The sequence below is a fragment of the Streptococcus oralis genome, assembly GCF_001579525.1.
In the GTDB taxonomy this organism is placed as follows: Bacteria; Bacillota; Bacilli; order Lactobacillales; family Streptococcaceae; genus Streptococcus; species Streptococcus oralis_M.
In genome coordinates this window covers 1-13608 of the sequence record NZ_LQZC01000017.1, presented here as the reverse complement: position 1 = coordinate 13608, position 13608 = coordinate 1, and the positions used below count along the sequence as shown (strand labels likewise).

At 41.6% G+C, this 13608-nt stretch carries 13 protein-coding genes, 1 tRNA gene and 1 rRNA gene; 14 read left to right on the top strand and 1 reads right to left on the bottom strand.

The window, feature by feature from the left end:
• Nucleotides 1-11: 11 nt before the first annotated feature.
• From SORDD25_RS08670 to gap, 7 genes are all read left to right on the top strand, one after another.
• Nucleotides 12-635 carry a hypothetical protein gene (locus tag SORDD25_RS08670; RefSeq protein WP_061853376.1) on the top strand — a complete coding sequence of 208 codons (624 nt, stop codon included), beginning with the start codon at nucleotides 12-14 and terminating at the stop codon, nucleotides 633-635.
• A 117-nt stretch (nucleotides 636-752) separates the two neighbouring features.
• Complete coding sequence (gene tkt / locus SORDD25_RS08665; protein ID WP_061853375.1) at nucleotides 753-2729, top strand: transketolase; 1977 nt, start codon at nucleotides 753-755, stop codon at nucleotides 2727-2729.
• Nucleotides 2730-2846: 117 nt separating this feature from the next.
• Nucleotides 2847-3167: a preprotein translocase subunit YajC gene (gene yajC / locus SORDD25_RS08660; RefSeq protein WP_049478890.1), complete on the top strand. Its 321-nt coding sequence runs from the start codon at nucleotides 2847-2849 to the stop codon at nucleotides 3165-3167.
• 47 nt (nucleotides 3168-3214) lie between these two features.
• Nucleotides 3215-3658 (top strand): low molecular weight protein-tyrosine-phosphatase, encoded by a 444-nt coding sequence (locus tag SORDD25_RS08655; RefSeq protein ID WP_061853374.1) that lies wholly within the window; start codon nucleotides 3215-3217, stop codon nucleotides 3656-3658.
• Entirely contained in the window at nucleotides 3645-4058 is a 414-nt protein-coding gene (locus tag SORDD25_RS08650) for an MORN repeat-containing protein (RefSeq protein WP_061853373.1), read from the top strand. Before SORDD25_RS08655 ends, SORDD25_RS08650 begins: the two co-directional genes overlap by 14 nt.
• Before the next feature lie 295 nt (nucleotides 4059-4353).
• Complete coding sequence (adhE, locus tag SORDD25_RS08645) at nucleotides 4354-7005, top strand: bifunctional acetaldehyde-CoA/alcohol dehydrogenase (protein ID WP_061853372.1); 2652 nt, start codon at nucleotides 4354-4356, stop codon at nucleotides 7003-7005.
• A gap of 317 nt (nucleotides 7006-7322) precedes the next feature.
• Nucleotides 7323-8330: a type I glyceraldehyde-3-phosphate dehydrogenase gene (gene gap, locus SORDD25_RS08640; protein WP_061853371.1), complete on the top strand. Its 1008-nt coding sequence runs from the start codon at nucleotides 7323-7325 to the stop codon at nucleotides 8328-8330.
• A gap of 78 nt (nucleotides 8331-8408) precedes the next feature.
• On the opposite strand, the gene SORDD25_RS08635 is transcribed toward gap, so the two are convergent.
• The gene (locus SORDD25_RS08635; RefSeq protein WP_081103690.1) at nucleotides 8409-9284 is read right to left on the bottom strand and encodes a pseudouridine synthase; all 876 of its coding nucleotides are present in this window, start codon (nucleotides 9282-9284) and stop codon (nucleotides 8409-8411) included.
• 86 nt (nucleotides 9285-9370) lie between these two features.
• Here SORDD25_RS08635 and pbp2a point away from each other — a divergent pair, with 86 nt between their 5' ends.
• From pbp2a to SORDD25_RS08600, 7 genes are all read left to right on the top strand, one after another.
• The gene (gene pbp2a, locus SORDD25_RS08630) at nucleotides 9371-11566 is read left to right on the top strand and encodes a penicillin-binding protein PBP2A (protein ID WP_061853369.1); all 2196 of its coding nucleotides are present in this window, start codon (nucleotides 9371-9373) and stop codon (nucleotides 11564-11566) included.
• Between the two features lie 52 nt (nucleotides 11567-11618).
• A complete protein-coding gene (gene rpmG, locus SORDD25_RS08625; RefSeq protein WP_001809375.1) occupies nucleotides 11619-11771 on the top strand; it encodes a 50S ribosomal protein L33 in 153 nt (50 codons plus the stop codon).
• A gap of 9 nt (nucleotides 11772-11780) precedes the next feature.
• Nucleotides 11781-11957 carry a preprotein translocase subunit SecE gene (secE, locus tag SORDD25_RS08620; protein ID WP_000505776.1) on the top strand — a complete coding sequence of 59 codons (177 nt, stop codon included), beginning with the start codon at nucleotides 11781-11783 and terminating at the stop codon, nucleotides 11955-11957.
• 57 nt (nucleotides 11958-12014) lie between these two features.
• A complete protein-coding gene (gene nusG / locus SORDD25_RS08615; RefSeq protein WP_000376732.1) occupies nucleotides 12015-12551 on the top strand; it encodes a transcription termination/antitermination protein NusG in 537 nt (178 codons plus the stop codon).
• A gap of 120 nt (nucleotides 12552-12671) precedes the next feature.
• On the top strand, nucleotides 12672-13145 hold the full coding sequence (locus SORDD25_RS08610; protein ID WP_061853368.1) for a hypothetical protein: 474 nt from the start codon (nucleotides 12672-12674) through the stop codon (nucleotides 13143-13145).
• Between the two features lie 63 nt (nucleotides 13146-13208).
• Nucleotides 13209-13280 (top strand) — tRNA-Glu (locus SORDD25_RS08605).
• Nucleotides 13281-13513: 233 nt separating this feature from the next.
• Nucleotides 13514-13608 (top strand): 16S ribosomal RNA (locus SORDD25_RS08600); the annotation flags it as partial.

Sequence of the window (13608 nt, the reverse complement as noted above, 5' to 3'; positions counted from 1 at the left end):
AAGATTCAGATATGCTGAAAGAAGTTAGAGAATACCTATCATTTGCAGGAGTCCAGTACCGTAATCCTGATAAAGCTGGCGATGAAAGAGAAAAGATGTTGGACTTGCGGCAAAAAGGTCAAGAGGCCCGGAAGGCTTTTACAGAATTGGCCAAAACTTTTCAAGCTAATCATCCAGAATGGCAACTCCAACAGACTAGTCAGTGGATGAACCAAGCGCAACGCTTGCGACCGCATTTCTGGGCCTATCTACAGAGAGACGGACAAGTGACAGAACCTATGATGGCTCTTCGTTTGTATGGAACACCTGCTGACTTTGGGATTTCTTTGGAAGTCAGTTTCATCGAGCGTAAGAAAGACGAACAGACCTTAGACAAGCAAGCCAAGGTTTTAGAGCTTCCAGCGGTAGAAGGAATTTATTATCTGGTCTATTCAAATGGGGAAAGTCATAAGATGGAGGCTACGGAGGAGAATCGTCGTACTTTACGCGAGAAGGAGAGAAGTCAGGAAGTCCGTAAAGTTTTGGTTAAGTCAGATGTTTCCCTCATTGAAAATCAGTCAGTAGAAGCGATATTGGAGAAGCTAGAAGAGGCTTATGCGCGCTTGCTTCCGTACTATGAAGTGACGAGGGAATAGAAAATCAAATGTGTTAGATGAACGCAAATTGTTTTATTGCTATTCTATGCATTTTTTCATATAATAGTAAAATAGGATGTGTGATTCATTAATCACCTCAAAGAGAAAGGAAATTCTATGTCAAATCTATCTGTTAATGCAATTCGTTTTCTAGGTATTGACGCCATCAACAAAGCAAACTCAGGTCACCCAGGGGTGGTTATGGGGGCTGCTCCAATGGCCTATAGCCTCTTTACAAAGCAACTTCGTATCAATCCAGCTCAACCAAACTGGATCAACCGCGATCGCTTTATTCTTTCAGCAGGACACGGCTCAATGCTTCTCTATGCCCTTCTTCACCTCTCTGGTTTTGAAGATGTTAGCATGGATGAAGTCAAGAACTTCCGCCAATGGGGTTCAAAAACGCCAGGTCACCCAGAATTTGGTCATACTGCAGGGGTTGACGCGACAACTGGTCCTCTAGGACAAGGGATTTCTACTGCTACTGGTTTTGCCCAAGCAGAACGTTTCTTGGCAGCCAAATATAACCGCGAAGGCTTCAATATCTTTGACCACTATACTTATGTGATCTGTGGAGATGGAGACTTGATGGAAGGTGTCTCAAGTGAGGCGGCTTCATATGCAGGCTTGCAAAAACTTGACAAGTTGGTGGTTCTTTATGATTCAAATGACATCAACTTGGATGGTGAGACAAAGGATTCTTTCACTGAAAGTGTTCGTGATCGCTACAATGCCTACGGTTGGCATACAGCCTTGGTTGAAGATGGAACAGACTTGGAAGCTATCCATGCTGCTATCGAAGCTGCTAAAGCTTCAGGCAAACCATCTTTGATTGAAGTGAAGACTGTGATTGGATATGGTTCTCCAAACAAACAAGGAACTAATGCCGTACACGGTGCTCCTCTTGGAGCAGATGAAACTGTAGCAACTCGCCAAGCGCTCGGTTGGGACTATGAACCATTTGAAATCCCAGAGCAAGTTTATGCTGATTTCAAGGAAAATGTTGCAGACCGTGGTGCATCAGCTTATCAAGCTTGGACTAAATTAGTTGCTGACTATAAAGAAGCACATCCAGAATTGGCTACAGAAGTAGAAGCCATCATCGACGGACGTGATCCAGTTGAGGTGACCCCAGCAGACTTTCCAGCCTTAGAAAATGGATTTTCTCAAGCAACTCGCAACTCAAGTCAAGATGCTCTGAATGTTGTTGCTGCCAAGTTGCCAACTTTCCTAGGTGGATCAGCTGACCTCGCTCACTCAAACATGACTTACATCAAAACGGATGGACTTCAAGATGATGCTAATCGCTTGAACCGCAACATTCAGTTTGGTGTTCGTGAATTTGCAATGGGAACGATCTTGAACGGGATGGCCCTTCACGGTGGACTTCGTGTATACGGTGGTACTTTCTTCGTCTTCTCTGACTATGTGAAAGCAGCTGTCCGCTTGTCAGCCTTGCAAGGACTTCCTGTGACTTATGTCTTTACCCACGATTCAATCGCAGTTGGTGAAGATGGTCCAACTCACGAACCAGTTGAACACCTAGCAGGTCTCCGTGCCATGCCAAATCTAAACGTTTTCCGCCCAGCAGATGCGCGTGAAACTCAAGCGGCTTGGTACCTTGCCGTGACAAGTGAAAATACACCAACTGCCCTTGTCTTGACCCGTCAAAACTTGACTGTCGAAGAAGGAACAGACTTCGATAAGGTTGCTAAAGGTGCCTATGTCGTCTATGAAAATGCAGCAGACTTTGATACGATCTTGATTGCGACTGGTTCAGAGGTCAATCTAGCTGTCGCAGCTGCCAAAGAATTGGCTAGTCAAGGCGCAAAAGTTCGTGTAGTCAGCATGCCATCGACAGATGTCTTTGACGCACAAGATGCAGCATACAAGGAAGAAATCCTTCCAAATGCAGTTCGTCGTCGTGTTGCAGTCGAAATGGGAGCAACTCAAAACTGGTACAAATATGTTGGTCTTGATGGTGCCGTTCTCGGTATTGATACCTTTGGAGCATCTGCCCCAGCACCAAAAGTATTGGCAGAGTACGGATTTACAGTTGAAAATCTAGTCAAAGTCGTTCAAAACTTGAAATAACCACAAAAATCAGAGTGAAAACTCTGATTTTTTATAACCATAAAAACAAGGTACAACCTTGTAAAAGTAGCTGAAATTTGATATAGTAGTCCTATGTAAAATACAAAGGAGAAAACAATGAATCCAAATATTACTTTCTTAATCATGCTTGTAGGTATGTTTGCCTTGATGTTCTTTATGCAACGTTCTCAAAAGAAGCAAGCACAAAAGCGTATGGAAAGCTTGAATAAGCTTCAAAAAGGATATGAAGTCATTACAATTGGTGGGCTTTACGGAACAGTGGATGAAGTAGATACTGAGAAAGGTACAATCGTACTGGATGTAGATGGCGTTTATTTGACTTTTGAATTGGCTGCGATTAAGACCGTTTTGCCACTCAAAGAAGCTGTGACACCAGAAGGAACAGTTGTTGACGAAGGCGGAGCAATCGAAGAATAAAACGGGATCTGTCACTCCCGTTTTTCTATGAGACGAGAGGAAAAGGGATGAAAAAAATAGTATTTGTTTGCCTAGGAAATATCTGCCGTAGCCCCATGGCAGAGTTTGTGATGAAGTCCATGACGAGCGATTACCACGTCGAAAGCCGGGCAACGTCATCATGGGAACATGGCAATCCGATTCATAAGGGAACGCAAGGAGTTTTTCAGCAATATCAGATCCCGTATGACAAAGATAAAACATCGCTTCAGATTGGCAGAGAGGACTTTGAATCGTTTGATTACATTATCGGTATGGATGCTTCAAACGTTTCAGATCTGCGTCACATGTGTCCTCAGGAACTACAGTATAAGATTTACTCTTTTGCATCTGAAAGTGTCCCAGATCCTTGGTATACAGGAGATTTTGAGGAAACCTATTCTCGTATCACAAGTGGATGTCAAAGCTGGCTAGATCGATTAGAAAAAGAGAGTGACAATGGAAAAGCTTAAACAATTTTATGAGAAGTGTAGAGTTTACCTAACTCGTCCTAGGTTAGAGCTCATTGCAGTAGTTGTAATGGTACTCTGTGCTCTTTCGGTATTTCTGCTAAATACGCCTAAAAAGGGTGTCCTGACACTTGATGGTGGAGCTCTTGTTTATGATGGCACCTTGGTACGAGGGAAAATGAATGGTCAAGGAACCCTGACCTTTGAAAATGGAGACCAATATACAGGTGATTTCAATAATGGAGCCTTTAATGGAAAAGGGACTTTCCAATCAAAAGATGGCTGGAAATACGAAGGTGATTTTGTAAATGGTCAGGCTGAAGGTCAAGGGAAGTTGACGACAGAGCAAGAAGTCGTTTATGAAGGAACTTTTAAACAAGGCGTTTTTCAGCAAAAACAGTAGTCTCCAAGTTAGGAGACTATTTTCAAAACCAAAAAAGAAAACGCTTTCTTGTCTTGGATTCGATAACTAACTATCAACTAGAAAAACTTTGTGAAATAAAAAAATTTTTTCCATAATTTCACAATCGTCCAGACAAAACTCTATTATATAGCTATATTGAGAAAAAAATCACAATCTCAGAAAAATTCTTTGTGAAATGCTTATGAAACTGTTTACAAAGCATAAAAAAAGAGTTATAATAAACTTGTGAAAAAATTAACAAAGGATAACATCCTTAAAGGCTATGGAGGATAATATGGCTGATAAAAAAACAGTAACACCAGAGGAAAAACAACTTGCTGCTGAAAAGCATGTCGATGGTCTCGTGAAAAAAGCCTTGGTTGCGCTTGATGAAATGCGCAAATTGAACCAAGAACAAGTTGACTATATCGTGGCAAAAGCTTCGGTTGCCGCACTTGACGCGCACGGTATTCTTGCACAACATGCAGTTGAAGAAACTGGTCGTGGGGTATTTGAAGATAAGGCAACAAAAAACCTATTTGCCTGCGAACACGTAGTGAACAATATGCGTGGAGTTAAAACGGTTGGAGTTATTGAAGATGATCCAATTACAGGTTTGACAAAGATTGCGGAACCTGTCGGGGTAATCTGTGGTGTCACTCCGACAACAAACCCAACTTCAACAGCGATTTTCAAATCACTCATTGCTTTGAAAACACGTAACCCAATCGTTTTTGCTTTCCATCCATCAGCTCAAGAATCATCAGCACACGCAGCACAAATCGTTCGCGATGCAGCCATCGCAGCCGGTGCACCTGAAAACTGTGTACAATGGATTACAAAGCCATCTATGGAAGCAACTGGAGCGCTAATGAACCACGAAGGTGTTGCAACTATTCTTGCAACTGGTGGGAATGCTATGGTTAAAGCTGCATACTCATGTGGAAAACCAGCTCTTGGGGTAGGTGCCGGAAACGTTCCTGCCTATGTAGAAAAATCTGCTGACCTTCGTCAAGCTGCTCATGACATCGTTATGTCTAAATCATTTGATAATGGGATGGTCTGTGCATCAGAACAAGCCGTTATCATTGATAAAGAAGTGTATGATGAATTTGTAGAAGAATTCAAATCATATCACACTTACTTTGTAAACAAGAAAGAAAAAGCACTTCTTGAAGAATTCTGTTTTGGCGTGAAAGCTAACAGTAAAAACTGTGCAGGTGCTAAACTAAATGCAAACATCGTTGGTAAACCAGCAGCATGGATTGCTGAACAAGCAGGATTTAGTGTTCCAGAAGGAACAAACATCTTGGCTGCGGAATGTGCAGAAGTAGGACCAAAAGAACCATTGACTCGTGAAAAATTGTCACCAGTTATCGCTGTCCTAAAAGCTGAAGACACAGAAGACGGTCTTACAAAAGCTCGCCAAATGGTTGAGTTTAACGGACTTGGTCACTCAGCAGCTATCCATACAAAAGACGAAGCCCTTGCTAAACGCTTTGGTACAGAAATCAAAGCTATGCGTATTATCTGGAACTCTCCATCTACTTTCGGTGGTATCGGTGACGTATACAACGCCTTCATTCCATCATTAACACTTGGATGTGGTTCATATGGACACAACTCAGTCGGTGATAACGTGAGTGCGATCAACCTTCTAAACATCAAGAAAGTAGGGAAACGTAGAAATAATATGCAATGGTTTAAAGTTCCTTCAAAAATTTACTTCGAACGCAATTCTATCCAATACCTTCAAACATGTGAAGATATTGAACGCGTTATGATTGTTACAGACAAATCGATCGAAAAACTTGGCTTTGTTCAACGTGTTATCGATCAATTGAATGCACGTAGTAACCGTGTAACTATCCAAGTCTTCTCAGATGTTGAACCAGATCCAGACATCACAACTGTAGAACGTGGTGCTGAAGTGATGAAAGCATTTGAACCAGATACCATTATCGCTCTTGGTGGTGGTTCTCCAATGGACGCGGCTAAAGTAATGTGGCTCTTCTACGAACAACCACAAATCGACTTCCGTGACTTGGTTCAAAAATTCATGGATATCCGTAAACGTGCCTTCCGCTTCCCATCACTTGGTAAGAAAGCGAAGTACATCGGTATCCCAACAACTTCAGGTACAGGTTCAGAAGTAACACCATTTGCCGTTATCTCTGACAAGAAAAACAACCGCAAATACCCATTGGCTGACTATTCATTGACACCAACTATTGCGATTGTTGACCCTGCTTTGGTTGAGTCAGTTCCAGACTTCATCGCTGCTGATACAGGTATGGACGTCTTGACTCACGCGACTGAAGCTTACACTTCAAACTTTGCTAATGACTATACAGACGGTATCGCCCTTCAAACAATCAAACTTGTCTTTGAATGGTTGGAAAAATCTGTTAAGACAGCTGACCCAGAAGCACGTGAAAAAATGCATAATGCATCTACAATGGCTGGTATGGCCTTCGCCAATGCCTTCCTTGGCATGAGCCACTCAATGGCCCACAAGATTGGTGGTGTTCACCATACTGTTCACGGACGTACAAACGCGATCTTGCTTCCATACGTTATCCGTTACAACGGAACTCGTCCATCTAAGACCACTACATGGCCTAAGTACAACTACTGGAAAGCTGATGAGAAATTCCAAGACATCGCGAAAATGCTTGGTTTGCCTCACTCAACTCCAGAAGAAGCGGTTGAAGCGTATGCCAAAGCAGTTTATGATCTTGGTGAAGCAGTTGGAATCACAATGAACTTCAAAGGCTTTGGAATCGATGAAAAAGCTTGGAAAGACAGCTTGCATGAGATTGCCTTGCTTGCTTATGAAGACCAATGTTCACCTGCTAACCCTCGCTTGCCAATGGTAGCTGACATGGAAGAAATCATGGCAGATGCTTACTATGGTTATGCAGAACGACCAGGACGTCGCAAATAATCGTTTATCAGCCTAGAGACAGGAGAAATCCTGTCTCTTTTTTGTAAACTATGAAAGGTTGAAATTGGAGTTTCACCTTGAAATAAAGAGAATATACAGATATTATAAAAGATTCTAGAGGTATGCTTTGAAAATAAAAAAATGGATGAATAAAAAGGGGGAGAAAAAGTAGAAAAGCGGGAGAGAAAATCAACGCCCATACTTGCAATTAAACTCAAATAGTTATATAATAGGTTTGTTGAAAGGTGATTTGTAGTGATTCAAGTTACTCTTTTCACAATAAAATTTTCATGATTTTCATAAGGAGGAAATCACTAATGGTAGTTAAAGTTGGTATTAACGGTTTCGGACGTATCGGTCGTCTTGCTTTCCGCCGTATCCAAAACGTAGAAGGTGTTGAAGTTACTCGCATCAACGACCTTACAGATCCAGTTATGCTTGCACACTTGTTGAAATACGACACAACTCAAGGTCGTTTCGACGGTACTGTAGAAGTTAAAGAAGGTGGATTCGAAGTTAACGGTAAATTCGTTAAAGTTTCTGCTGAACGTGATCCAGAACAAATCGACTGGGCTACTGACGGTGTAGAAATCGTTCTTGAAGCAACTGGTTTCTTTGCTAAGAAAGATGCAGCTGAAAAACACCTTAAAGGTGGAGCTAAGAAAGTTGTTATCACTGCTCCTGGTGGAAACGATGTTAAAACAATCGTATTCAACACTAACCACGACGTTCTTGACGGTACTGAAACAGTTATCTCAGGTGCTTCATGTACTACAAACTGCTTGGCTCCAATGGCTAAAGCTCTTCAAGACAACTTCGGTGTTGTAGAAGGATTGATGACTACTATCCACGCTTACACTGGTGACCAAATGATCCTTGACGGACCACACCGTGGTGGTGACCTTCGCCGTGCTCGTGCTGGTGCTGCAAACATCGTTCCTAACTCAACTGGTGCTGCTAAAGCTATCGGTCTTGTAATCCCAGAATTGAACGGTAAATTGGACGGATCTGCACAACGCGTTCCAACTCCAACTGGATCAGTTACTGAATTGGTAGCAGTTCTTGAAAAGAACGTTACTGTTGATGAAGTAAACGCAGCTATGAAAGCAGCAGCTAACGAATCATACGGATACACTGAAGATCCAATCGTATCTTCAGATATCGTAGGTATGGCTTACGGTTCATTGTTCGACGCAACTCAAACTAAAGTTCTTGATGTTGACGGCAAACAATTGGTTAAAGTTGTATCATGGTATGACAACGAAATGTCATACACTGCACAACTTGTACGTACTCTTGAATACTTCGCAAAAATCGCTAAATAATTCATGAGTCGATAAAAGCAAGACTAATAGGTCTTGCTTTTTCTATTTTTAGATAAAACAAAATGGATGATTTAGCGGTCATCCATTCTTTTTTAATTCTCTCTCAAATGTATCAGAAAAGGCAGTGAAGCTAAACTCTTCTAAGGTGAGTGGATGAGTAAAGGAAAGTCGGAAGGCATGGAGCATGAGCCTGCTTACTTTTGAACTAGAGTTATAGAGAGGATCGCCCAGAATAGGGTGCTTATGATGAGAGAGGTGAATACGGATTTGATGTGTCCGACCGGTCTTTAGTTTGCAACGGACAAGGGTAGTCTTGTTTGGAAATTGTTTTAATCGACTTACCAGTGTTTCAGCATATTGCCCATTTTTGGGATCTACCACTCGTTTTCTGCGATCGTGTCGATCACGACCAATTTTATCTCGGAAGATAAGTTCTTTATTCCCAACTTGCCCCTCTACGAGCGCCCAGTACTCACGGGCGATTTCCTTTTTCTCCAACAAACGATTGAGAATAGGTAGGATAAAAGGATTTTTGGCGAAAAGTACTAAACCGCTTGTTTCCATATCCAGACGATGAACGACATAGCAGGTTTGGCCAACATAGGCAGAGACATGGTTAAGAAGAGCGATTTCGTTTGGCTGATTACCGTGTGTTTTCATTCTCTCTGGTTTGTTGACAATAATCAAGTGTTGATCTTGATAAACTTCCTGGACTAAGTCTGGGTTGCCCCAAGGAATTTCTTTTTCGGGATAATCTTCCTCGTCAAAAGTCAACTGGCAAATGTCCCCTGGCTTGACCATCTCATTCCAGTGAACTTCTTCGTGGTTCATTAAGATGTTCTTCTTTATTCTCAAAAAATGACGGATCTTTCTGGGAATGAGGAGTTGTTCCTCTAGGAATTGCTTGACCGACATTTGAGGCAAGGATTCGGGTAATGTAAATGTGAATTGCATACAGATATTGTAACAAAAAAAGCCCTATTTGGATAGAGAGTAGCTAAATTCTTGAGTTCCTATGGTGAAGATGATAAAATAAACGCATGAAATTAGATAAATTATTTGAGAAGTTTCTTTCTCTCTTTAAAAAAGAAATGAATGAATCCGCGGAGTCTGATTCGACTAGCATGCGTCGTTCACGGAGCGATAGAAAAAAATTATCCCAAGTAGGTCCGATTCGGAAATTTTGGCGTCGTTATCATCTGACAAAAATCGTCATCATTTTAGGGTTAAGTGCAGGTTTGCTAGTAGGAACCTACCTATTTGCCATAGCCAAATCTACCAATGTTAATGATTTGCAAAATGCCTTGAAAACGCGAACTCTGATTTTTGACCGCGAAGAAAAAGAGGCAGGAGCCCTATCCGGTCAAAAGGGAACCTATGTTGAACTGACAGATATCAGCAAAGACTTGCAAAATGCTGTCGTCGCGACAGAGGACCGTTCCTTTTATAAAAATGATGGGATTAACTACGGTCGTTTCTTTCTAGCTATCCTTACAGCAGGTCGTTCTGGAGGCGGTTCTACCATCACCCAACAGTTGGCGAAAAATGCCTATCTTTCCCAGGACCAGACCGTTGAACGGAAGGCCAAGGAGTTTTTCCTTGCCTTAGAGTTGACCAAGAAATACAGCAAGGAGCAAATCCTTACTATGTACCTCAATAACGCCTACTTTGGAAATGGGATATGGGGTGTTGAAGATGCAAGTAAGAAATATTTCGGTGTATCGGCTTCACAACTAACGCTTGATCAGGCGGCCACTCTAGCAGGGATGCTCAAGGGACCAGAATTGTATAATCCATTAAATTCTGTTGAGACTTCGACTAACCGTAGGGATACTGTTTTGCAAAATATGGTTGCGGCGGGTTATATTGATAAAAATCAAGAGACCGAAGCGGCTGGAGTAGATATGGCTTCTCAACTGCAAGATAAGTATGAAGGCAAAGTTTCGGATTATCGCTACCCGTCTTATTTTGATGCAGTTGTCAACGAAGCAGTTTCCAAGTACAATCTCACAGAAGAAGAGATTGTCAACAATGGCTATCGAATCTACACAGAGCTTGACCAAAACTACCAAGCAAACATGCAGGTTATTTATGAAAACACTTCGCTATTTCCAACAGCAGAAGACGGAACGCATGCCGAATCAGGTAGTGTCGCTCTAGAACCCAAGACTGGTGGAGTGCGTGGAGTTGTTGGTCGTGTAGCTGGTGATGACAAACCAGGCTTTCGCAATTTCAACTATGCCACTCAGTCTAAGCGTAGCCCAGGCTCAACTATTAAACCTTTAGTCGTTTATACACCCGCAGTAGAAGCAGGATGGGCCTTGAACAAGCAACTGGACAACCACACCATGCAGTACAACAGTTATCAAGTAGACAACTATGCAGGTATTAAGACATCTCCAGAAGTACCTATGTATCAGGCTTTGGCGGAATCACTCAACCTGCCAGCTGTTGCGACTGTAAATGAATTAGGTATTGACAAAGCTTTTGACGCTGGGGAGAGATTTGGCCTAAATATGGAAAAAGTTGACCGAGTTCTTGGAGTTGCTCTTGGTGGAGGTGTGGAGACGAATCCTCTCCAGATGGCGCAAGCCTATGCAGCCTTTGCTAATGGAGGTTTGATGCCTGAGGCGCATTTCATCACTCGTATTGAAAATGCCAGTGGTCAGGTCGTCAAGAGTCATAAAAACTCCCAAAAACGAGTGATTGATAAGTCGGTAGCTGATAAAATGACCAGTATGATGCTAGGAACATTTACCAATGGTACAGGAATTAGTTCATCACCAGCGGATTACGTTATGGCTGGTAAAACAGGTACGACTGAAGCTGTTTTCAATCCAGAATATACCAGTGACCAGTGGGTGATCGGCTATACTCCAGATGTTGTAATTAGCCACTGGCTCGGCTTCCCAACAACAGATGAGAACCATTATCTAGCAGGTTCGACCTCAAATGGAGCAGCCCATGTCTTTAGAAGTATGGCTAATACCATTTTGCCATACACTCCAGGTAGTACTTTTACAGTTGAGAATGCTTATAAACAAAATGGGATTGAACCAGAAAATACGAAAAAGCAGGCCGTTGAAAATGAGACAAACCAGTCTGAGGATCCGATAGGAGATATTCGTAGTCGTGCACAAAATCTTGTAGATGAAGCAGGACGTGCGATTTCAGAAGCTAAGATAAAAGAAAAAGCCCAGACAATATGGGACTCAATCCTTAATCTATTTCGTTAATAGGCTTGTCAAAGCCTAGGTTTCTTGTTATAATAGATAAGATGGAGGCGTTATGGCACTAAAAAAAGCAAGCCTAGCTTGTGCAGTTTGTGGTTCAAGGAATTACTCAATCAAAATTAGTGGGAACCCCAAGCCAACACGACTAGAAGTAAATAAATTTTGTAAACATTGTGGAAAATATACGACACATAGAGAAACGAGATAGGAGAGAACGATGGGTTTTATTAAGGATATTTTTAAACTTCTTAAAGAAACAACTTGGCCAACTCGCAAAGAAAGCTGGAGAGATTTTCGCTCTATTATGGAATACACAGCCTTCTTTGTGGTCATCATTTACATTTTTGACCAGTTGATTGTTTCAGGTTTGATTCGATTTATTAACATTTTTTAGAAGAAAAGTGGAGAAGTTCTGCTAGCTTTCTTCTATATATGTATGAAAGGAAATATCATGGATAGTTTTGACAAGGGATGGTTTGTTCTACAAACTTATTCTGGTTATGAAAATAAGGTAAAAGAAAATCTATTGCAACGTGCACAAACATATAACATGTTGGATAATATTCTACGCGTTGAGATTCCAACACAAACCGTGCAAGTTGAGAAAAATGGAAAGAAAAAGGAAGTTGAAGAGAATCGCTTCCCAGGTTATGTCCTTGTAGAAATGGTCATGACCGATGAAGCATGGTTCGTCGTTCGAAACACACCTAACGTAACAGGATTCGTCGGCTCACACGGTAACAGATCAAAACCAACTCCACTTTTGGAACAAGAAATCCGTGATATTCTGGTTTCAATGGGACAAACTGTTCAAGAGTTCGATATTGACGTTGAAGTTGGCCAGACAGTCCGCATCATTGATGGCGCTTTTGCAGACTACACAGGTAAAATTACTGAAATTGATAACAACAAAGTGAAGATGATTATCTCTATGTTTGGTAATGATACGATTGCAGAAGTGAATCTCAACCAAATTGCAGAATTATAACCCCAGAGAGGCTTTGCCTCTCTTTTTATGTGCCGTTGAGGGAGGAAGAAGTATAGAATAGAGGAACTAGACCCAGGGCCTCGTGCATTTTGCTAAACTAAATGCAGAAAGGAGAGGTCTATGAATCTAAAAGACTTATATGAAGAAAGTAAAGGAATCGTCCATAAGTGTCGCAAAGATTATCATTTGCATCTGTGGGAGAAAGAGGACTGGGACCAGGAAGGCATGTTATGTCTGTATGAGCTGGTGAGTCGCAACCCAGAGTTACTAGAGGGCGACCGCCATCAACTATATGTTTGCTTTAAAACAAAGTTTAGAAATCGCATTCTAGATTACATCCGTAAACAGGAAAGTCACAAGCGCCGTTTTGACAAAGAACCCTATGAAGAGGTGAGTGAGATTAGCCATCGTCTAGGAGAAAAAGGACTCAGACTGGACGATTATTATCTCTTTCACGAACTTCTAAAGAATTATAAATCAAAGCAGAGTATGGAAAAACAAGAGTTAATAGATCGTCTCATGGGAGGGGAAGTTTTTAGAGGACGTAAAGCTCTCCTGAGAGAACTTTCCCTAATCTTTTCAGAATTTCGGTAAAGAGGAAAAAAGTTCTTGACAAAGGTAAAAAAGAAGGTATAATAGAAAGAGTCGAAAAGCTCAGGTCCGTTGGTCAAGGGGTTAAGACACCGCCTTTTCACGGCGGTAACACGGGTTCGAATCCCGTACGGACTATAGTATAATGTGGTTAGAAAAAACTTGGAAAAAAGTTTAAAAAACTTGTTGACAGAGAGAGCTAGCTGTGATATACTAATATAGTTGTCGCTCACGAGAGAAGTGAGAGGCAAAGACCTTTGAAAACTGAACAAGACGAACCAATGTGCAGGGCACTATAACTGAGGTTATAGTACTGAACAATGAAAAAACAATAAATCTGTCAGTGACAGAAATGAGTGAGAACTCAAACTTTTAATGAGAGTTTGATCCTGGCTCAGGACGAACGCTGGCGGCGTGCCTAATACATGCAAGTAGAACGCTGAAGGAGGAGCTTGCTTCTCTGGAT